We start from the raw sequence: 21,366 nt of genomic DNA, 5'->3' as shown, positions 1-21,366 counted from the left end.
ACGCAGGCGCCGCCGTCGACGCGCAGCTCGCTCACCGGCACGCCGCCGGCGGCGGCCACATCGCGGTTCATCGCCTGCAGCAGCGCCGCACTCTGGAACGCGATGCTCTCCAGCGCGGCGCGCGCGATGTGCGCGACCGTGCTGCCGCGCGTCAGGCCGACGATGGCGCCGCGCGCGTCGGCCTTCCAGTACGGCGCGCCGAGGCCGGTGAAGGCCGGCACGAACATCACGCCGCCGCTGTCGGGCACGCTCTCGGCCAGCGCCTGCACCTCGGCGCTGCTCTTGATTGCGTTGAGCCCGTCGCGCAGCCACTGCACCACTGCGCCGGCGATGAACACGCTGCCTTCGAGCGCGAACTCCGGCGTCGCGGTCGGTTGCGCGGCACTGGTGGTGATCAGCCCGTTGGCCGAGGTCTCGAACTGCGCGCCGGTGTGCGTCAGCATGAAGCAGCCGGTGCCATAGGTGTTCTTCGCCAGGCCGGCGCGGAAGCAGGCCTGGCCGAACAACGCGGCCTGCTGGTCGCCGGCCACGCCGCCGATGGCCACCGACGCGCCGAGCAGGTTCTCGAGCGTGTGGCCGAAGACGTGGCTCGACGGATGCACCGCGGGCAGCATCTCGCGCGGAACCTCGAGCATCGCCAGCAGCTCATCGTCCCAGGTGTTGCTGCGCACGTTGAACAGCAGCGTGCGCGACGCGTTGCTGACGTCGGTGGCATGCACGCGGCCGCCGGTCAGCTGCCACATCAGCCAGCTGTCGACGGTGCCGAACGCCAGCTCGCCGCGCTGTGCGCTGGCGCGCGCCCCGGGAACGTTGTCGAGGATCCACTTCAGCTTGGTGCCGGAGAAATAGGCGTCGAAGATCAGCCCGGTCTTGGCGCGAACCGTGGGCTCCAGCCCGCGCTCGCGCAGCGCGGCGCAGGTGGGCTCGGCGCGGCGGTCCTGCCAGACGATCGCGTTGTGCACGGGCTCGCCGGTCGCGCGGTTCCACACCAGCGTCGTTTCGCGCTGGTTGGTGATGCCGATCGACGCGACGTCGCGCGCGCCGATGCCGGCCTGGGCCAGCGCTTCCTGCGCGGTGGCGAGCTGCGTGGCCCAGATCTCCTTCGGATCGTGTTCGACCCAGCCCGGCTGCGGGTAGATCTGGCGGAACTCGCGCTGCGCCATCGCGACGATGCAGCCGCGTTCGTCGAACACGATCGAGCGCGAGCTCGAGGTGCCCTGATCGAGGGCGAGGATGAAGCTCATGGTTGTACGCACTCCAGCTGCACGCCGGCCTCGGCGAGCAGTGCAGGATAAGGCGCCGGCGGCGGCTGGTCGGTGAACAGCAGGTCGAGCTGGTCGATGCGCGCCAGCTCGACCATCGCCGGCCGGTTGAACTTGCTGTGGTCGGCCGCCAGCCAGACCTCGCGCGACTGCTCGATGATGACCCGAGCGACCTTGACCTCGCGGTAGTCGAAATCGCGCAGCGAACCGTCGGCCTCGATGCCCGAGATGCCGATCAGCCCGATGTCGACGCGGAACTGGCGGATGAAATCGACCGCCGCCTCGCCGACGATGCCGCGGTCGCGGTTGCGCACCACGCCGCCGGCGACGATGACCTCGCATTCGGCGTTGTCGGCCAGGATGGCGGCCACGTTCAGGTTGTTGGTGATCACGCGCAGGCCCTTGTGGCGCAGCAGCTCGCGCGCCACCGCCTCGGTCGTGGTGCCGAGGTTGATCAGCAGCGAACAGCCGTTGGGCACCCGCGCTGCCACCGCTTTCGCGATGCGTTTCTTCGCCTCGGCGTTCAGCGCCTCGCGCTGGCGATAGGCGATGTTCTCGGTGGTCGAGCTGGGCATCCGCACGCCGCCATGGAAGCGCGCGAGCAGCCCGGCTTCGGCGAGCAGCTTCACGTCGCGGCGCACCGTCTGCAGCGTGACGCCGAACCGATCGGCCAGCGATTCGACGGTGGCGACACCGTGCGCACGCACGGCATCGAGCAACTCGGACTGGCGCGGGTTGGGGGTCATGCCCCGCATTGTCCCGAAGGCCCTTGGTTGGAGCGAATCAGAGCAAACCCGCAAACAAACAGTCCAAAACGAACTTGAATTCGAACACGAACTGAGATAAAACGAAAAAAGAAGAACGAAGCCGGCGGCGCTTTGCCTGCGGCCGACGTTCACCGCGATCGAGGAGACGCCAGTTGTTCGACGATGCGCCCCACCGGGTGCCCCTTTCGGCTGCCGATGCGGCCGCCCATGCCGCCGCGAAGGCGCCGTTGGCCTGCGACGTGCTCGTCGTCGGCGGCGGCATCAACGGCGCCGGCATCGCGCGTGACCTGGCCGGCCGCGGCTGGCAGGTGGTGCTGGTCGAGCAGGACGACCTGGCCTCGCACACCTCGTCGTCGTCGACCAAGCTGATCCACGGCGGGCTGCGCTACCTCGAGTACTACGAGTTCTCGCTCGTGCGCAAGGCGCTGCAGGAGCGTGAGGTGCTGCTCAAGAGCGCGCCGCACATCATGTGGCCACTGCGCTTCGTGATGCCGCACGATCCTTCGATGCGGCCGGCGTGGCTGATCCGCCTGGGCATCTTTCTGTACGACCACCTGGCTCGCCGCGAGGTGCTGCCCGGCTCGCGCGGCATCGACCTGCGCCACCACGCCGCCGGCGCGCCGCTGAAGCCCGAGTTCACGCGCGGCTTCGTCTATTCCGACGGTTGGGTCGACGATGCACGGCTGGTCGTGCTGAACGCCGTCGACGCCCGCGCCCACGGCGCGACGCTGCTGACGCGCACCCGCTGCACCCGCGCCGAGCGGCGCGAACGCACCTGGCAGGCCACGCTGCAGTGCGAGGATGGGCGCGAGCGCCTCGTCACCGCGCGGGCGCTGGTCAACGCCGCCGGGCCCTGGGCCGAGGCCTTTCTGCGCGGCGCGGCGCTGCCCGTGCGCGGCGAGGCGCTGGCCACCAAGAGCCTGCGCCTGGTCAAGGGCTCGCACATCGTCGTGCCGCGCTGCTTCGAGCACGACCACGCCTACATCTTCCAGAACCCCGACAAGCGCATCATCTTCGCGATCCCCTACGAGCGCGACTTCACGCTGATCGGCACGACCGATGTCGAGTTGCAGGGCGACCCGCGCGGCGCCCACATCACCGAGGCCGAGACGGCCTACCTGTGCGAGCAGGCCAGCCGCTACTTCCGCCGCCCGGTGCGGCCGGCCGACGTGGTGTGGAGCTACGCCGGCGTGCGACCGCTGCTCGAAGATGAATCGGGCGACCCCTCGGCCGTCACGCGCGACTACCTGCTCGAGCCCAACCAGGGTGCCGACGGGCAGCCCGCCGCGCCGCTGCTGAGCGTGTGGGGCGGCAAGATCACCACCTTCCGCAAGCTCGCCGAAGACGCGGCCGACGAGATCGGCCAGATGCTCGGCGAGCGCCGGCCCGCGTGGACGCACGGCGCTTTCCTGCCCGGCGGTGAACTCAGTGCGTGGATCGGGCCCGCGCAGCGCCCCGACACCGACTTCGAGCGCCTGGTGCATGCGGTCGGCGCGCGCCACCCCTGGCTGCCGACGGTGCTGGTGCGTCGCCTGGCCCGCGCCTACGGCGCCCGCATCGGCGAGCTGCTGGGCAGCGCACAGTCGCTGGCCGACCTGGGCGCGGAGATCGCGCCAGGGTTGTACGAGGCGGAGCTGAAGTTCCTGCGCGACACCGAATGGGCCCGCAGCGGCGAAGACGTGCTGTGGCGCCGCAGCAAGCTGGGCCTGCACTACAGCGCCGCCGAGCGCGCCCGCGTCGATGCCTGGATGGAAAACCACGCCGACGACGGCGGCCACGACAACGACAGGGATTCAACCGAGACAACGACGGATTCGATGAAGGACACCCCATGCAGCTGACGCTCGAGGGCATCAGCAAGAAGGTCGGCGCCGAGACCTGGCTGCACGACATGAGCATCGCGCCGCACCCAGGCGAGGTCACCGTGCTGCTGGGCGCCACGCAGGCCGGCAAGACCAGCCTGATGCGCATCATGGCCGGGCTCGACACGCCCAGCGCCGGCCGCGTGACCGTCGACGGGCTGGACGTGACCGGCGTGCCGGTGCGCGAACGCAATGTCGCGATGGTCTACCAGCAGTTCATCAACTACCCGTCGATGACGGTGGCCGACAACATCGCCTCGCCGATGAAGCTGCGCGGCGAGAAGGGCGTGGCCGAGCGCGTGCGCGCGCTCGCCGCGAAGCTGCACATCGAGATGTTCCTCGATCGCCTGCCCGCGGCACTCTCGGGCGGCCAGCAGCAGCGCGTGGCCCTGGCCCGCGCGCTGGCGAAGAACGCGCCGCTGATGCTGCTCGACGAGCCGCTCGTCAACCTCGACTACAAGCTGCGCGAGGAGCTGCGCGAGGAGCTGACCGCGCTCTTCGCCGCGGGCGACTCGACCGTCGTCTATGCCACGACCGAGCCGGGCGAAGCCCTGCTGCTGGGCGGCTACACCGCGGTGCTCGATGCCGGCGAGCTGCTCCAGTACGGCCCGACGGCCGAGGTCTTCCACGCGCCGGCCTCGATCCGCGTCGCACGGGCCTTCAGCGACCCGCCGATGAACCTCATCGCCGGCGAGGCCGCGACGATCGGCGTGCAGATGAACGCCGGGCCGTCGCTGCAGATCCCCCTGCCCGCGGCGGCGTCGCGCGCGCTGACGCTCGGCGTGCGCGCCAGCGCGCTGCGCGTGCAGGCCCGCCCCGGCGACGTCACGCTGCCGGGCACCGTCGAGCTGGCCGAGATCTCGGGCTCGGACACCTTCGTCCACGTGGCCACCGCCGTCGGCGAGCTGGTCGCGCAATTGACCGGCGTGCACGACTTCGGCCTCGGTGCACCGATCACTCTGCACCTGAACCCGACGCAGGTCTATGTCTTCGACCAGGGTGGCGCGCTGCTGGTCGCCCCTCACCGTGGCGGGAGGAACTGAACGATGGCCCGCATCGACCTCGACCTCGCGCACTCGTACAAGCCAAATCCGAAAGACGACGCCGACTACGCGCTGCTGCCGCTGAAGATGAGCTTCGCCGACGGCGGCGCCTACGCGCTGTTGGGCCCCTCGGGCTGCGGCAAGACGACCATGCTCAACATCATGTCGGGCCTGCTCGTGCCTTCGCACGGCACGGTGACCTTCGACGGCAAGGACATGACCCGCGCCACGCCGCAGGCGCGCAACATCGCGCAGGTGTTCCAGTTCCCGGTCATCTACGACACGATGACCGTGGCCGAGAACCTCGCGTTCCCGCTCAAGAACCGCAAGGTGCCAGAAAGCGTGATCAAGGCCCGCGTCGGCCAGATCGCCGAGATGCTGGAGATGAGCCACCAGCTCAACCTGCGCGCGGCGGGCCTGGCCGCCGACCAGAAGCAGAAGATCTCGCTCGGCCGCGGCTTGGTGCGGCCGGATGTCTCGGCGGTGCTGTTCGACGAGCCGCTGACGGTGATCGACCCGCACCTGAAGTGGCAGCTGCGGCGCAAGCTCAAGCAGATCCACCACGAGCTGAAGCTGACCCTGATCTACGTGACGCACGACCAGGTCGAGGCGCTGACCTTTGCCGACCAGGTGGTCGTGATGACGCGCGGCAAGGCAGTGCAGGTCGGCTCGGCCGATGCCCTGTTCGAGCGGCCGGCGCACACCTTCGTCGGCCACTTCATCGGCTCGCCGGGCATGAACTTCCTGCCGGTCGAGGCGCGCGGCGGGCGCTTGAGCGTGGCCGGCCAGGCGCTCGGCGACACGGGCCGCATGCTGCCCGACGGTGCGCTGAAGCTCGGCATCCGGCCGGAGTACCTGTCGATCGCCGCGGCCGACAACGCGCACGGCCTGCCGGCCACCGTGACTCAGGTGCAGGACATCGGCACCTACGTGCTGGTGACCTGCCGCGCCGGCGAGCAGACCTTGAAATCCCGGCTTGCGCCCGATGCCGTCATCCCCGCGCCGGGCGACGCCGTGCGGCTGCAGGTGCTGGGCAACCACACCTGCTTCTATGCGAACGAGGAGTTGGTCGCATGACGACACCGACCAAGCCAATCAACCAGAAGGCCTGGTTCCTGATCCTGCCGGTCTTCATCTGCGTCGCCTTCTCGGCCATCGTGCCGCTGATGACGGTGGTGAACTACTCGGTGCAGGACATCATCTCGCCCGATCGGCGCGTGTTCGTCGGCACGGAGTGGTTCGCCTCCGTCATGCGCGACGAGGACCTGCACGAAGCGCTGTGGAACCAGCTGCGCTTCTCGCTGGCCGTGCTGGCGGTCGAGATCCCGCTGGGCATCGCCCTGGCACTGGCCATGCCGGCGCAGGGCTGGCGGGCTTCGGCCACCCTGGTGATCGTGGCGCTGTCGCTGCTGATCCCCTGGAACGTGGTCGGCACGATCTGGCAGATCTTCGGCCGTGCCGACATCGGCCTGATGGGCGCCACGCTCGACAAGCTGGGCATCGAGTACAGCTACACCGGCGATGCGACCCAGGCCTGGCTGACCGTGCTGCTGATGGACGTGTGGCACTGGACGCCGCTGGTCGCGCTGCTGTGCTACGCCGGGCTGCGCTCCATTCCCGATGCGTACTACCAGGCCGCGCGCATCGACGGCGCCTCGAAGTTCGCGGTGTTCCGCTACATCCAGCTGCCCAAGATGCGCGGCGTGCTGATGATCGCGGTGCTGCTGCGTTTCATGGACTCCTTCATGATCTACACCGAGCCCTTCGTGCTCACCGGCGGCGGCCCCGGCAACGCCACGACCTTCCTCAGCCAGTACCTGACGCAGAAGGCCGTCGGCCAGTTCGATCTCGGCCCTGCAGCCGCCTTCTCGCTGATCTACTTTCTCATCATCCTGCTGTTCTGCTTCGTGCTCTACAACTGGATGCAGCGTGTCGGCACGGCCGACAAGGAGGGCGCTGGAAATGAATGAGCAGCGTTTCCACAAGCGCAGCGTGCTGCTCGGGCTGTACCTCGTCTTCGCGCTGTTGCCCATCTACTGGATGGTCAACATGAGCTTCAAGACCAACGAGGAGATTCTGTCGAGCTTCTCCCTGTTGCCCCAGCATTTCACCTGGGACAACTACAAGACGATCTTCACCGACGAGAGCTGGTACTCGGGCTACATCAACAGCCTGATCTACGTGGCGATCAACACGGTGATCTCGGTCACCGTCGCGCTGCCGGCGGCCTATGCGTTCAGCCGCTACTCGTTCCTCGGCGACAAGCATGTGTTCTTCTGGCTGCTGACCAACCGCATGACGCCGCCCGCGGTGTTCCTGCTGCCCTTCTTCCAGCTCTACTCGACGCTCGGAATGATGGACACGCACATTGCAGTCGCGCTGGCGCACCTGTTGTTCAACGTGCCGCTGGCGGTGTGGATCCTCGAAGGCTTCATGAGCGGCATCCCGCGCGAGATCGACGAGACCGCCTACATCGACGGCTACTCCTTCCCGCGCTTCTTCCTCACCATCTTCCTGCCGCTGATCAAGGCGGGGGTGGGCGTCGCGGCCTTCTTCTGCTTCATGTTCTCGTGGGTGGAACTGCTGCTCGCGCGCACGCTGACCTCGGTGAACGCCAAGCCCATCGTCGCGACGATGACCCGCACGGTCAGCGCCTCGGGCATGGACTGGGCCGTGCTCGCGGCAGCCGGCACGCTGACCATCGTGCCGGGCGCCATCGTCATCTGGTTCGTGCGGCACTACATCGCGAAGGGGTTCGCGATGGGGCGGGTGTGAGCCATCGAGCAAGGAAGAAAGCTATGCAGCAAGTCAACCGAACCAAGCAGACGCCGCGGAACTGGCTCTGCCAGGCCGCTGGCGGCGCCCCCTTGAGGGGGAGCGCCGAAGGCGCTACGGGGGTGGGCCATGTTTGACTGGATGGTCTGGACCACCCCTGTCGCCGTCTTCTTCACCTGCATCGTGCTGATGCTTGCCGGCATGACCGTATGGGAGATCAAGAGCCCCACCACCGTGCGCAAAGGCTGGCTGCCGATCAGCACCACGCGGGGCGACCGGCTCTTCATCGGCCTGCTCACCGCCGCCTACATCAATCTGGCCTTCATCGGCCTGGCCGGCAAGTTTGCCGAGTGGTTCTCGCTGGAGAGTGAACCCAGCATCTGGATCAGCTTCATCGCCTCGATGGGCGTGCTGGCGCTGATCATGCGCAAGGGCTGAAGACACACCGCATCGTGAGGGAATCCGGCCCGGAGCGTCCCCGGGGCCTGGTCAACCCAACCGCAAACGGGGACGAATGCTTGAGGAGACATGCAAATGAAGGTGCGTTATTCCGCACTCGCCCTGGCCGCTGCTTGCGCGCTGGCCGGTCAGGCCTGGGCCGACGAGGCCGCCGCGAAGAAGTGGATCGACAGCGAGTTTCAACCCTCCACGCTGGGCAAGGACCAGCAACTGGCCGAGATGAAGTGGTTCATCGACGCCGCCGCCAAGCTCAAGGCCAAGGGCGTGAAAGAAATCTCGGTCGTCTCCGAGACCATCACGACGCATGAGTACGAATCGAAGACGCTGGCCAAGGCGTTCTCCGAGATCACCGGCATCACCGTCAAGCACGACCTGATCCAGGAAGGCGACGTGGTCGAGAAGCTGCAGACCAGCATGCAATCCGGCAAGTCGATCTACGACGGCTGGATCAGCGATTCCGACCTGATCGGCACCCACTGGCGCTACGGCAAGATCATGAACCTCACCGACTACATGGCCGGTGCGGGCAAGGAATTCACCAACCCCGGGCTGGACCTGAAGGACTTCATCGGCACCAGCTTCACCACCGCGCCGGACGGCAAGCTGTACCAGCTGCCCGACCAGCAGTTCGCCAACCTGTACTGGTTCCGCGCCGACCTGTTCGCCCGCAAGGACCTGCAGGACAAGTTCAAGGCCAAGTACGGCTACGAGCTCGGCGTGCCGCTGAACTGGTCGGCCTATGAAGACATCGCCGAGTTCTTCAGCAACGACGTGAAGACCATCGACGGCAAGCCCATCTACGGCCACATGGACTACGGCAAGAAGGATCCGTCGCTCGGCTGGCGCTTCACCGACGCCTGGCTGTCGATGGCCGGCACGGCGGACAAGGGCATCCCGAACGGCGTGCCGGTCGACGAGTGGGGCATCCGCGTCGACGCGCAGAAGTGCGCGCCGGTCGGCGCCTCGGTCGAGCGCGGCGGCGCGACCAACTCGCCGGCCGCCGTCTACGCGCTGACCAAGTACGTCGACTGGATGAAGAAGTACGCGCCCAAGGAAGCCACCGGCATGACCTTCGGCGAGGCCGGCCCGGTGCCGGCCCAGGGCCAGATCGCGCAGCAGATCTTCTGGTACACGGCCTTCACCGCCGACATGACCAAGCCGGGACTGCCGGTGGTCAACGCCGACGGCACGCCCAAGTGGCGCATGGCCCCCGGCCCGAACGGCCCGTACTGGAAGCAGGGCATGCAGAACGGCTACCAGGACGTCGGCTCGTGGACCTTCTTCCAGGGCCATGACGCCAACCGCACCGCCGCGGCCTGGCTCTACGCCCAGTTCATCACCGCCAAGACGACCTCGCTGAAGAAGACCATCGTCGGCCTGACGCCGATCCGCGAGTCGGACATCCAGAGCAAGGCGATGACCGACCTCGCGCCCAAGCTCGGCGGCCTGGTCGAGTTCTACCGCAGCCCGGCCCGCGTGGCCTGGACGCCGACCGGCACCAACGTGCCCGACTACCCGAAGCTCGCGCAGCTGTGGTGGAAGAACGTGGCGCAGGCGGTCACCGGCGAGAAGACGCCGCAGGGCGCGATGGACAACCTGGCCAAGGAGATGGACGACGTGCTCGCGCGGCTCGAGCGCGCCGGCATGGCCAAGTGCGCGCCCAAGCTGAACAAGAAGGAAGACCCGAAGAAGTGGCTGAGCGACAAGGGTGCGCCGTGGGCCAAGCTGGCCAACGAGAAGCCCAAGGGCGAGACGATCGCCTACGACAAGCTGCTGTCCGCCTGGAAGGAAGGCCGCGTGCGCTGACACCCCGCCCGGTGGCGGCTGACGCCTGAACAGCCGTCTCGCTGAGCCCGGCCGCGCCGGGGTGGCTTCGAGCCGCCCCGCGCGGCCTTTCTCGTTTTGGGCCGCGCCAGCGTGAACGCCGTCACGGCGGGCCAGGGCAGGCCACGGCGGATTGCACAGATCGGCAAGATGCGGCCGATAACGGTGATGACAATGCCGCGTCTCGGTGCGCGCTGTGCGCTTGCGTGCATACCCCTGGCCGTTTCATGCCCCTCGACGCCGTCGCCTCATTCGCCCGCCGCTGCCTGCCCATCGCGCTGGCCCTCGTGCTCGGCGCCACAGGCGCATCACGCGCCGACGAGCTGACCGACCTGGCGCTCGAAAGCCTGCTCGAGACCGAGGTGGTCAGCGCCGCGCGCTTCGCGCATCAGGTCACCGACGCGGCCTCGGCCGTCTCGGTGCTGACGGCCGAGGAGATCCGCATCTACGGCCTGCGCACCTTCGGCGAGGTGCTCGACCACATGCGCGGGCTGCACGTCAGCCACTCGCTGGACTACGTGTTCCTCGGCGCACGCGGCATCGGCGGCCCGCGCAGCCTGGCCGGCCGCGTGCTGCTGCTGATCGACGGCATTCCGGCGCTCGACAACCTGTACGACCAGCTCTACCTCGGCCACGACGGGCCGCTCGACGTCGCGCTGATCGATCGCATCGAGTACGCGCCGGGCAGCGGCACCGCGATGTACGGCAACAACGCCTTCCTCGGCGTGATCAACGTCGTCACGAAGCGCGGCCGCGACATCGACGGCGTGCAGGCCAGCGCCGCGCTCGGCGACTGGGGTGAGCGCTCCGCGCGCGTCAGCGCCGGCCAGCGCCTGCCCAACGGCGCCGAGTGGCTGCTCTCGGCCACCGTGCACCAGAACAGCGGCCTGCCCTCGGCCGAGGTCGGCGACCTGTTCGACGACACGATCGCCCACGACCAGCGCCTGTTCTTCAAGGGCTCGTGGGACGGCTTCAGCGTCGAGGCGCTGAGCGCCCAGCGCAAGGTCAGGATCGACAACCGCCCGGCCTGGGCCTTCGACTACCTCGACCGCAACGAGCTCGTCTCGCTCGGCCACGACGGCCGGCCGGCCGAGGGCTGGCGCTCGTCGCTGCGCCTGCAAGCCGGCCGCTATGGCTACCGCGTGCACGACGACGACACCGAGCTCGGCCAGTTCCACGAAGCCGACGACGGCGTCTGGTGGGCGCTGGACAGCCAGTTCGGCTACGACGGCCTGGCCGGCCACCGCATCGTGCTCGGCGCCCGAGTGCGGCGCGATCCGGTGCTGCGCTTCGTCTCGCGCAACTACGACGCAACGACCTCCCGCGACGACGACCACCGCAAGAGCGTGGGCCTGTCGGTCGAGGACGAGCTGACGCTCGCGCCCGAGTGGCGCGTCACGGGCGGCCTGCGCGTCGACCGGCGCAGCTTCTCGCCCTGGACTTGGAGCCCGCGCGCGGCGCTGGTCTGGGAGCCGACGCCCGCCTGGGCGATCAAGCTCTCGCGGGGCCGCGCCACGCGTTTCGCCTCGACCGCCGAGCGCGACTTCGGCAATGCACCCGATCAGCCCGACGAGCAGGTGACGACGCGCGAACTGGTAGCCGAGTACCAGCGCGACAGCCTGCGCCTGCTCGGCAGCCTGTACCAGTTCCGCATGGGCCACCTGGTCGACCCGCCGCTCAACGCCGACGCCGAGCCGGCCCGCCGCATCGACGGCCGGGGCGCCGAATTCGAGGCCGAGTGGCAGTGGCACGGCTGGCGCCTGCGCGGCAGCCAGGCCTGGCAGCACGCGGAAGCCGATGCCGGCGCGCCGCTGACCTACTCGCCGCGCAGCGTCAGCAAGCTGCAGGCCTCGGCGCCGCTGGCCGGCGAGGGGCTGCGCCTGAGCCTGACGGCGCGCCGCACCGGCGCCTTCACCGACAGCAAGGCCAACCGCGTGCCCGCGCGCACGCTGGTCGACCTGACCCTGGTGTCGCAGAAGGCGGTCGACGGCCTGGACCTTCGCATCGGCTGGCGCAACCTGCTGCGCGAACGCGAGCAATCGCTGGATCCGTACCTGGGCGGCCCACCGACCGGCAAGCGCCAGCGCTCGGCCTGGATCGAGCTGACGGGGACCTTCCGGTGAGCGCCTGGTCCGCCGTGCGTGCCCGACTGGCCGCGCCGTGGCTCGGCGCCCTGCTGGCCATGGCGGCCTCGAACGCCGCCGCCCAGGTCGACGAGCGCGCGTTGAAGGCCGCCTACCTGTTCAACTTCATCCAGTTCACCCAGTGGCCCTTGCCGCCGGACGAACCCTTCCGGCTGTGCGTGCTCGGCCGCACGCCGCTGGACGAGCAGCTCACCAAGCTCGAGGGCAAGCCGGTGCTGAGCGGGCTGCACATCAGCGTGCGCCACGTCATGCCGCGCGAATCGTTCGCGGGCTGCCATGCGCTGTACCTCGACGACAGCCAGCGCGCCCAGGTCGACGACGTGCTGGGCCGGCTGGCCGGGGCGCCGGTGCTGACGATCACCGACAGCGACGGCCTGGCCGACCGCGGCATGATGATCGAGATCCACAAGCACGAGGCGCGCCTGGGCTTCGAAGTCAACCTGAAGGTGGCGCGGCAGGCCAACCTCAACTTCAGCGCCCGCATGCTGAAGCTGGCGAGTTACGTCGCCGGGGCCATGTAGGCAGGGGCCGCGGACGCATGCCGGCTTTCTCGTCGCTTCGTCGCAAGTCCATCCGGCGCCAGATCATGACGCTGGGCCTGGCGCTGACGGCGCTGGTGCTCGGCGCCTTCGCGCTCGGCATGGTGCTGCACGAGGCGGCCAACCGGCGCCAGGCGCTCGAGGCCAGCACGACCACCGAGGCCGAGATCATCGGCCGCAACAGCTCGGCCGCGGTCGCCTTCGGCAACGAGGACGAGGCCAACGAGATCCTGGCCTCGCTCGCCGCTTCGCCCGACGTGCTGCAAGCTCGCATCTTCCTGCCCGGCGGGCGCACGCTGGGCCGTTACGCACCGCTGACGAGCGAGGCCGAATGCCACCCGCTGAGCCCCGACGCCCGCATCGGCTGGGATCTGCGCTGGTGCGGGGCCGCGCTGTACCGGCCGATCCAGCTGCACGGCGAGACCGTCGGCATGGTGGCGATGGAGGTGGGGCTGCGCTCCACCTACCGCGCGCTGGCCGGCACGATCCTCGTCAGCGTGGCGCTCGCGGCGCTGGCCTTCGGCCTGTCGATCCCGCTGTGGCGGCGCGTGGCCTCGCGCGTGGCCGATCCGCTGACGCGGCTGGTCGAGATCACCGAGCGCGTCAGCCACGAACAGGATTTCGGCCTGCGCGCCCGCGCCAGCGGCAGCCGCGAGGTCGATGCGCTGGCCAACGGCTTCAACCAGATGATGAGCCAGCTGCAGCAGCGCGACGAGCGGCTCAACCACGAGCTGCACCAGCGCCGGCAAGCCGAGTTGCGGCTGAACGACCTGGCCTACTTCGACAGCGTCACCGGCCTGCACAACCGCCACTACTTCCGCGAGCGCATCGACGATGCCGTGAACCGCGCTGCGCAGGAGCACGGCCGCTGCGCGCTGATCTACATCGACCTGGACGGCTTCAAGCAGGTCAACGACACGCTCGGCCACGACCGCGGCGACGAGCTGCTGCGCGAGGTCGGCCGGCGCCTGACGGACACGCTGCGCCGCAGCGACGGCGTCTGCCGGCTCGGCGGCGACGAGTTCGCCGTGATCATCGACGGTGACCTGCAGGGCGCGCAGGTCGAGACGATCGCGGCCAAGCTGGTCGAGGTGCTGGCCCTGCCCTACCGCCTGGGCGACCGCGGCGCGCCGGCGGTCTCGGCCAGCATCGGCGCCTGCCTGTACCCCGACGATGCCGACGACCGTGACAGCCTGATGCGCCACGCCGACAGCGCGATGTACCGCGCCAAGGAGCGCGGCAAGAACCGCCACTGCCTCTACCACGCCGGCGGCGCCGAGCCGCCGAGCCGGCACCAGCAGCTCGAGCAAGCCCTCGAAGGCGCCCTCGCGCGCGGCGAACTGCACCTGGTCTACCAGCCGCAGGTCGTGCTGCCGGCCTGCGGTGCCGAGGCGGCCGCGATGCCGGCGGTCCTGGGCTTCGAGGCGCTGCTGCGCTGGCGCCATGCGGCGCTGGGTGCCATCGGGCCGACCGAGTTCATTCCGCTGGCCGAGGCCAGCGGCGCGATCGAGCCGATCGGAGAGTGGGTGCTGCGCGAGGCCTGCGCCAGGCTGCGCCAGTGGCGCAGCGTGCACCCGCAGCTGCAGATGGCCGTCAACCTGTCGGCCCGCCAGCTCGCCAGCGACGAGGCGATCGAGCGGCTCGCGCAGGTGCTGGCCGCCAGCGGGCTGCCGGCCGGGGCGGTCGAGCTGGAGCTGACCGAATCGCTGCTGGTCGACCGCAGCGAGCTGATGCTCGGCCGCCTGGGCCGCCTGCGCGCCGCGGGCTTCGGCCTGGCGATCGACGACTTCGGCACCGGCTACTCCTCGCTCGCCTACCTCGACAGCTTCCCGATCACCACGCTGAAGATCGACCGCGCCTTCGTGCGCAAGCTCGGCCAGGCCGCGCACGGCGACGCGATCGCGCGCGCCATCGTCGCCATCGGCGCGGCGCTGGGCGCCGACGTCATCGCCGAGGGCATCGAGACGCCAGCGCAGGCCCGGGCGCTGCACGCGCTCGGCTGCCGGCGCGGCCAGGGCTACCTCTACGCCGCGCCGCTGGCCGAATCCGGCGCGCTGGAGCTGCTGCGCGCCCTGCCGGCCACGGCGACCCAGGCCGCCTAGGGCCGTTCCCCCACATTGAGGGCGCGGCCGCCTTGCGGTGCGCCGCCTTTGCGGCGATGCTGCGGCAGGTTCCATGCCCCGCCGCGACCCACCGATGCCCGACCTGTTCATCAGCTACGCCCGTGAAGACCGCGACACCGCGCTCGCGCTGGCCCAGGCGCTGCAGGCCGAGGGCATCGATGTCTGGTGGGACCGCGAGCTCACCGGCGGCGGCGATTTCGCCGCCGAGATCGAGCGCCACCTGCGCGCCTCGCCGGTGGCGATCGTGCTGTGGTCGGCCGCCTCGGTGCTGTCGGATTTCGTGCGCGACGAATCGAGCCGCGCGCGCGACATGGGCAAGCTGCTGCCGGTGCGCATCGCCGAGGTCGAGCTGCCGCTGGGCTTCGGCACGCTGCACACGCTGGACCTGCTGGCCTGGGACGGCGACGCCGACGACGAGGCCTGCCAGGCCCTGGTCACGCAGGTGCGCCAGCGCCTGGCCGCGGCCGGCCCGCGCGACGGCCGCGCGAGCGACACGGCGCGCCCAGCCACGCGGGCGCTGCTCGCCAGCGAGACCACGCTGGGCCAGCGGCGCCGTCGGCGGCGCCTGGTGCTTGCCCTGGGACTCGTCGGCGCCGGCGGCGTGGCGGGCCTGGGCGCCTTCGGCTGGCAGCGCTTCAACCAGCGCGAGGCCATCGCCCACCTGGGCCGCGCGCTCGAGGACCACTTCGCCACCCCGCCGCGCCTGGAGCGCGCGCAAAGCGAATACGCCAACGCCCTCGCGCTCGACGACGCGCTGGCCCCGGCGCACTACTTCCTCGCGCACCTGTATGCGCAGCTGATGCTGCGCGGCAGCCCGCCGCCGGCCGGCGAGGTGCTGGAGGCGCTGCGTGCCGATGCGCGCCAGCACTTCCAGCGCGCGCTGGACCATGCCGAGCGGCTCGATGGCGCGCAGCGCGTGGTCGCACGCAGCCAGCTCGCGCAGCTGAGCCTGACCGACACGGCGCCGGCGATCACCCGGCCGGTGCCGGCGGGCGATGCCGGTCCGAGTACGCCGCCGGTGCCGATCGACGCGCCCGAGCCGGTCCGCCCGCCGGCCACGGTCGGCGGCACGCCGCCTGCGCAGGGCAGCGGGGCCGGCACGCCGCTGGACAGCGCCGGCCAGCCGATCGCCCCCGGCGAGCCGGCCCCCTCGGGCAGCCCGCCGGACACGGACCGCCTGCGCGCGCGCCTGCCCCGCGTGCCGGCGCCGCCCGCGTTGGCCGAGGCCGCGCGCAGCCGCAGCGAGGCCCTGTTCGGCGCCGACCGCGAGGTACGCCTGGCCGCCAGCACCGCGCTGACACTGGACCCCACCGCCGCGGCCGAGGCGCTGCCCTCGGCCGTCGCGCTGGCCCGGCGGGCCCTGGCCACGGCGCCGCAGGCCGAGGCGACCGCCCAAGGCATCACCAGCACGCTCGCGTTGCTCGAGCGCGCGAGCCCGGCCTCGCTGCGCGCGGTGCAGCCGGCACTGCGCGCGCTGCTGGGCGAACTCGCCACGTCGCCGCTCGCGGGCCCGCAGCGTGACGCAGCGGCGCGCCTGTCGGCCGCCCTGCAGCGCAGCTTCACGCGCCGCCCGGTGGCCTACCTGCAGATCGCCCGCGAAAGCCAGCGCCCGCTCGCCGAGCACCTGGCCAAACGGCTCGCCGACGCGGGCTACGTGACACCGGGCATCGAGCTCACCGGCGAGGCGCGCGCCCCGGCGCGGCCCAGCCTGCGCACGCAAGGCGCCAGCGACCCCGACCTGGCGCGCTGGTGCCAGCGCGCGCTCGAAGAGGCCGCCGGCGCGCCGGCCGAGGCGACCGTGCTGCGCCGCGCCCAGCCGGCCACCGACACCTACGAACTCTGGTTCGACAAGGCGCTGTGCGCCCCAGGCGGCCGCAACCCGCCCGGATGCCGTCCATGAAGCCCCCACGCTCCCTTCCGGTCGCTGACCCCCAAGCGGGCTTTTGCAGCGGCCCGGCAGAGCCGGATCCGCGCGAACCCCTTGGCTCGATCGTCACATCACCCGCACGGAGAAGTTGATGGGCCACCCGCTGCTGAATCGCCTCGATGCGCCCGGCCCGAAGAAGATCCTCGCCTGCGACGGCGGCGGCATCCTCGGCCTGATCAGCGTCGAGATCCTGGCCCGCCTCGAAGCCACGCTGCGCCGGCAGCGCGACGACCCGAATCTCGTGCTGGCCGACTGGTTCGACTTCTGCTGCGGCACCTCGACCGGCGCGATCATCGCCGCCTGCCTGTCGGCCGGCATGAGCACCGCGCAGATCCGCGACTTCTACGTCGGCAGCGGCGCGGACATGTTCCACAAGACCCACCTGCTGAACCGGCTGAAGTACGGCTACGACGACGAGCCGCTGGCCGCCAAGCTGAAGGCCGAGCTCAACCGCGCGCTCGGCCACCCGGCCGATGCGGCACCCGCGCTGCTCGGTGACCCCGGCCTGCGCACGCTGCTGATGATGGTGCTGCGCAACCACTCGACCGATTCGCCCTGGCCGGTCAGCAACCACCCGCGCGCCAAGTACAACCGGCCCGAGCGGCCCGACTGCAACCTGAAGCTGCCCCTGTGGCAGCTCGTGCGCGCGAGCACCGCCGCGCCGACCTTCTTTCCGCCCGAGGTCGTCACGCTGGGCGCCGGCACCGACAAGGAACAGCAGTTCGTCTTCGTCGATGGCGGCGTCACGACCTACAACAACCCGGCCTTCCTCGCCTTCGAGATGGCCACCGCCGCGCCCTACCAGCTCGAGTGGGCGACCGGCCCGGACCGCCTGCTGATCGTCTCGGTCGGCACCGGCGGCGCGGCCCGGGCCCGGCCGGATCTGCAGGCCGACGAGCTGTGGCTGCTCGACCATGCGAAGAACATCCCCGGCGCGCTGATGAACGCCGCCAGCGCCGGCTGGGACATGGCCTGCCGCGTGATCGGCGACTGCCGCTTCGGCGGCGCGCTGGACCGCGAGGTCGGCGACCTCGTCAGCCTGGCGAGCTCGGAGGGTGGCACGACCACCACCTGCCCGAAGCAGTTCAGCTACCTGCGCTACGACCCGGACGTGAGCGCGGCCGGGCTCGCCGCGCTGGGCCTGGCCGACATCGACGCCGCCGACGTGCAGGTGCTCGACGCAGTCGACCACATCGAGGCCATCCAGCGCGTCGGCCGCACCTATGCCGAGAAGTGGGTGCGGGCCGAGCATTGGCAAGGCTTCGTGTAGCCACAATGCGCCATCCACCGGCCAGCCTCGAACGCGCTTGAACACCACCCCCGCCAAACCGCTGTGCTTCGTGGTCCAGGGCTTCGGCTCGAAGACCGACTACACCGACGGCCGCGTGCTCGACCTCGACGCCTCGTACGACGTGATCAAGCAGGCGGTCGAGAAGGCCGGGCTCGCGTGCGTGCGGGCCGACGAGATCGTGCACTCGGGCACGATCGACATCCCGATGTACCAGCAGCTGCTCGCGGCCGACCTGGTGATCGCCGACCTGTCGACCTACAACCTCAATGCCGCCTTCGAGCTCGGCGTGCGCTACGCGCTGCGGCCGCGCGCGACGATCGTCGTCGCCGAGTCGAAGTTCAAGAGCCCGTTCGACGTCAACCACATCCTGATCCGCCGCTACGAGCACCTCGGGCCCGATCTGGGCGCGAAGGAAGCGCGGCGCTTCGAGAAGGAGCTCAGCAGCGCAATCAAGGCCATCCTGGCGGACAGCCAGACCGACAGCCCGGTCTACACGCTGCTGCCCGGGCTGAAGCCGCCGCAGCGGCCGCTGGCACCGCCCCCATCCGCCGCGGGCGCCGAGCCGGCGGCACCCGCCGCGGGCCCGCGGCCGCGCAAGGCGCCCACCCCGCCGAGCGCACGCGACTGGCTCGAGCGGGCCCAGCAGGCCATGGCGAAAGAGGACTATCCCGCCGCGGTCAAGGCCTGGGCCGAGGTCCGGCGCTTCAGCCCGGCCGACCGCCACGCGACGCAGCAGCTCGCGCTGGCCACCTACCGCGCCAGGCGCCCGAGCGAGAAGAAGGCGCTCGAAGAAGCGCACCAGCTGCTGCTGCCGCTCGAGCCCGCGACCACCAACGACCCCGAGACACTGAGCCTGTGGGGCGCGATCCACCGCCGGCTCTGGGAGCGTGGCGAGGGCCCGGCCCACCTGGACCAGGCCCTGCTGGCCTTCGAGCGTGGCCTGTCGCTGGCCCCCGACCACTACCTCGCGGCCCAGCTCGCGACGCTGCGGCTGGCGCATGCCGCCCAGCTGGCGCGCGCGGGCCAGGCCGGCGAATCGCGCGAAGACCAGGTGCTCGCGCAGCGCCTGTGGCGCGAGGCGCAGGCGATGGCGCAGGCCCAGGCGGCCCGCAAGACGCTGAGCCCGACCGCCCGCTTCTGGGCCCACGCGACGCTGTGGGAAGCGGCGATCGCGCTCGGCGACGCGACCGACGAGAAGCGCTGGGCGAGCCGCCTGGCCACCGTCGAATCGGCCGGCTGGATGAAACCCACGCGGCTGGCCCAGGGCGAGCGGCTGCGCGCCTGGCGCGACGAACTGGCCGCGCCCCGCCCCGCGCGCCAGCCCGCCCAGCCCACCGCCCGCAAGGGCCGCCCGCCATGAAACCGCATGCCTTCATCGCGATGCCCTTCGGCACCAAGCCGGGCCCGGGCGGCGCGGCCATCGACTTCAACCGCGTGCTCGACGAGCTGATCCGCCCCGCGCTCGAAGCCGCCGGCTGCGAGGTCTTCCGCGCCGACGAGGAGATGCGCGCCGGCGACATCCGGGTCGACATGTTCCAGGAGCTGCTGGTCGCCGACCTCGTGGTGGCCGACCTGACGCTGGCCAACGCCAACGTCTGGTACGAGCTCGGCGTGCGCCATGCGCTGCGCGCCCGCGGCGTGGTGCTGGTCTACGGCGCCGACGCGGCCTGGGGCCAGGACGCCGACAGCGCCAAGGCCTTCGACACCTACACCGAGCGCAAGTTGCGTTACCACCTGGCCGGCACGGGCCCCGACGCCGCGGCGCTGGCCGCCGACCGCGAGCGCCTGGCGACGATGGCGCGCGAGACGCTCGCCACCTCGACCCGGCGCAAGGTCAGCCCCGTGTACGCGCTGCTGCCGCACCTGCAGCAGCCGCAGTGGCGCAAGCTGCTGCTCGAAGACGCCAACGAGTTCAGCGACGCCTACAAGGACTGGTCACGCCGCATCGAGGTGGCGCGCCAGCGCAACCGGCCGGGCGACATCATGACCCTGGCCCACGAGACCCCGACCCGCGCCCTCGCGCTGGAGGCGCGCGTCGAGGCCGGCCACTGCCTGCTGAAGCTGCAGCAGCCCGGCCTGGCGCTGGAGCAGTTCGACGCCGCGCTGGCGATCGAGCCCGAGGACGTGCCGGCGCGGCAGAAGAAGGCGATCTGCCTCGGCCGGCTGGGCCGGTTCGAGGAAGCCCGCGAGTGGACCGAGGCGCTGACGCGCGACTTCCCGCGCGACGCCGAATGCTGGGCGCTGGCCGGCCGGGTCGCCAAGGACGAATGGGTCGGCCGCTGGCGCACGCCCGGGGCCGACCCCACCGTGCTGAAGGACGGCGCCTCGCTCGAGGACGCCAGCCTGGGCGACGCGATCGCGCCTTACCGCAGCGCCTTCATGGCCGACCCGTCGCACCACTATGCCGGCATCAACGCGCTGATGCTGACGGTGCTGCGCGCCCACCTCGGCGGCACGGCCGCCCCGGCCGAGACCGAATCGCTGCTCGGCGGCGTGCGCTGGGCCGTCGCCAGTGCCCTGGCCCAGGCCCCGCGCGACTACTGGGCCCGCGCCTCGCAGGCGCTGCTGTCGCTGCTGTGCTTCGACGCCGGCGCGGTGCAGCGCGACCACCGCGCCGCGGCCGCCGCGGCCGACCGCGACTGGTTCGCGCTCGACTCCTCGCTGCAGTCGCTCGCGCTGCTGCGCGACCTGGGCTTCCGGCCGGCCGAGACCGCGCTCGCCTGCCAGATCGTCGAGCGCGAGATCCAGCGCCTGGCGCCGCCCTTCGTGCCGCGCCAGGTGCTGCTGTTCTCCGGCCACATGATCGACGCGCCGGGGCGCGAGACGCCGCGCTTTCCGGCCCGGCTCGAGGCGGCCGCGGCGCGCGAGATCGGCGCCACGCTCAATGCGCTCGGCGCCGGCCCGGGCGACCTGGCCTTGAGCCAGTGCGCCGCCGGCGGCGATCTGCTGTTCCTCGAGGCGGCCAAGGCACGCGGCCTGCGCTGCCAGGTGATGCTGCCGGTCGACGAACCCGCGTACATCCAGCGCTCGATCCTGCCCAGCACCGACGGTGCCGCCTGGCGCGAGCGCTGGTTCGCCGTGCGCGCGGGCCTGGCCGACCCGCCGCGCCTGATGCCCGACGAGCTCGGCCCCGGCCCCCGGGGCTCGAACCCCTACGAGCGCTGCAACGACTGGCTCACCAACACCGCGCTGGCCTGGGGGCCGGACAAGGTGCGCTTCGTCTGCCTGTGGAACGGCGCCAGCGGCGACGGCCCCGGCGGCACGCAGCACATGATGGACGAGGTCAAGCGCCGCACCGGGCGCGTGAAGTGGATCGACACCCGGACCCTGGCGTAAGGCGGGATCAGGAG

General features: G+C 71.0%; 16 protein-coding genes. 14 read left to right on the top strand and 2 right to left on the bottom strand.

What is annotated here, in order from left to right; translation table 11 throughout:
- A partial coding sequence (gene glpK / locus VJ693_RS10095) for a glycerol kinase GlpK (protein ID WP_324153773.1) occupies positions 1 to 1,244 on the bottom strand: 1,244 nt, incomplete at its 3' end.
- Positions 1,241 to 2,008, bottom strand: a complete 768-nt coding sequence (locus VJ693_RS10090) for a DeoR/GlpR family DNA-binding transcription regulator (protein ID WP_324153771.1) — start codon at positions 2,006 to 2,008, stop codon at positions 1,241 to 1,243. The genes VJ693_RS10090 and glpK, both read right to left, overlap by 4 nt.
- Positions 2,009 to 2,205: 197 nt before the next feature.
- Here VJ693_RS10090 and glpD point away from each other — a divergent pair, with 197 nt between their 5' ends.
- The 14 genes from glpD (at position 2,206) to VJ693_RS10020 (ending at position 21,352) form a co-directional block, all read left to right on the top strand.
- Complete coding sequence (glpD, locus tag VJ693_RS10085) at positions 2,206 to 3,870, top strand: glycerol-3-phosphate dehydrogenase (protein WP_324153777.1); 1,665 nt, start codon at positions 2,206 to 2,208, stop codon at positions 3,868 to 3,870.
- The gene (locus VJ693_RS10080) at positions 3,861 to 4,934 is read left to right on the top strand and encodes an ABC transporter ATP-binding protein (RefSeq protein ID WP_324153769.1); all 1,074 of its coding nucleotides are present in this window, start codon (positions 3,861 to 3,863) and stop codon (positions 4,932 to 4,934) included. Before glpD ends, VJ693_RS10080 begins: the two co-directional genes overlap by 10 nt.
- 3 nt (positions 4,935 to 4,937) lie before the next feature.
- A complete protein-coding gene (locus VJ693_RS10075) occupies positions 4,938 to 6,011 on the top strand; it encodes an ABC transporter ATP-binding protein (protein ID WP_324153767.1) in 1,074 nt (357 codons plus the stop codon).
- Entirely contained in the window at positions 6,008 to 6,904 is an 897-nt protein-coding gene (locus VJ693_RS10070; RefSeq protein ID WP_324153765.1) for a sugar ABC transporter permease, read from the top strand. Before VJ693_RS10075 ends, VJ693_RS10070 begins: the two co-directional genes overlap by 4 nt.
- Positions 6,897 to 7,709, top strand: coding sequence for a carbohydrate ABC transporter permease (locus tag VJ693_RS10065; protein WP_324153763.1), 813 nt, complete (start codon positions 6,897 to 6,899; stop codon positions 7,707 to 7,709). Before VJ693_RS10070 ends, VJ693_RS10065 begins: the two co-directional genes overlap by 8 nt.
- Positions 7,710 to 7,838: 129 nt before the next feature.
- The gene (locus tag VJ693_RS10060; protein WP_324153761.1) at positions 7,839 to 8,147 is read left to right on the top strand and encodes a DUF2160 domain-containing protein; all 309 of its coding nucleotides are present in this window, start codon (positions 7,839 to 7,841) and stop codon (positions 8,145 to 8,147) included.
- Between the two features lie 96 nt (positions 8,148 to 8,243).
- A complete protein-coding gene (locus VJ693_RS10055; protein WP_324153759.1) occupies positions 8,244 to 9,974 on the top strand; it encodes an ABC transporter substrate-binding protein in 1,731 nt (576 codons plus the stop codon).
- A gap of 245 nt (positions 9,975 to 10,219) precedes the next feature.
- Positions 10,220 to 12,115: a TonB-dependent receptor plug domain-containing protein gene (locus VJ693_RS10050; protein ID WP_324153757.1), complete on the top strand. Its 1,896-nt coding sequence runs from the start codon at positions 10,220 to 10,222 to the stop codon at positions 12,113 to 12,115.
- Positions 12,112 to 12,657, top strand: coding sequence for a YfiR family protein (locus tag VJ693_RS10045; RefSeq protein WP_324153756.1), 546 nt, complete (start codon positions 12,112 to 12,114; stop codon positions 12,655 to 12,657). The genes VJ693_RS10050 and VJ693_RS10045 overlap by 4 nt, the downstream gene beginning before the upstream one ends.
- A gap of 17 nt (positions 12,658 to 12,674) precedes the next feature.
- Positions 12,675 to 14,777, top strand: a complete 2,103-nt coding sequence (locus tag VJ693_RS10040; protein ID WP_324153755.1) for a putative bifunctional diguanylate cyclase/phosphodiesterase — start codon at positions 12,675 to 12,677, stop codon at positions 14,775 to 14,777.
- A gap of 94 nt (positions 14,778 to 14,871) precedes the next feature.
- The gene (locus tag VJ693_RS10035; RefSeq protein ID WP_324153754.1) at positions 14,872 to 16,698 is read left to right on the top strand and encodes a TIR domain-containing protein; all 1,827 of its coding nucleotides are present in this window, start codon (positions 14,872 to 14,874) and stop codon (positions 16,696 to 16,698) included.
- A gap of 118 nt (positions 16,699 to 16,816) precedes the next feature.
- Positions 16,817 to 17,995 (top strand): patatin-like phospholipase family protein, encoded by a 1,179-nt coding sequence (locus tag VJ693_RS10030; protein WP_324153753.1) that lies wholly within the window; start codon positions 16,817 to 16,819, stop codon positions 17,993 to 17,995.
- Between the two features lie 37 nt (positions 17,996 to 18,032).
- Complete coding sequence (locus VJ693_RS10025) at positions 18,033 to 19,376, top strand: tetratricopeptide repeat-containing protein (protein WP_324153752.1); 1,344 nt, start codon at positions 18,033 to 18,035, stop codon at positions 19,374 to 19,376.
- A complete protein-coding gene (locus tag VJ693_RS10020) occupies positions 19,373 to 21,352 on the top strand; it encodes a tetratricopeptide repeat protein (RefSeq protein ID WP_324153750.1) in 1,980 nt (659 codons plus the stop codon). The genes VJ693_RS10025 and VJ693_RS10020 overlap by 4 nt, the downstream gene beginning before the upstream one ends.
- Positions 21,353 to 21,366 lie beyond the last annotated feature (14 nt).

Source organism: Ideonella sp., from assembly GCF_035254525.1.
Lineage (GTDB): Bacteria > Pseudomonadota > Gammaproteobacteria > Burkholderiales > Burkholderiaceae_C > Ideonella.
The sequence above is the reverse complement of the archived record's forward strand: the minus strand, read 5'-3'. Positions and strand labels throughout refer to the sequence as shown.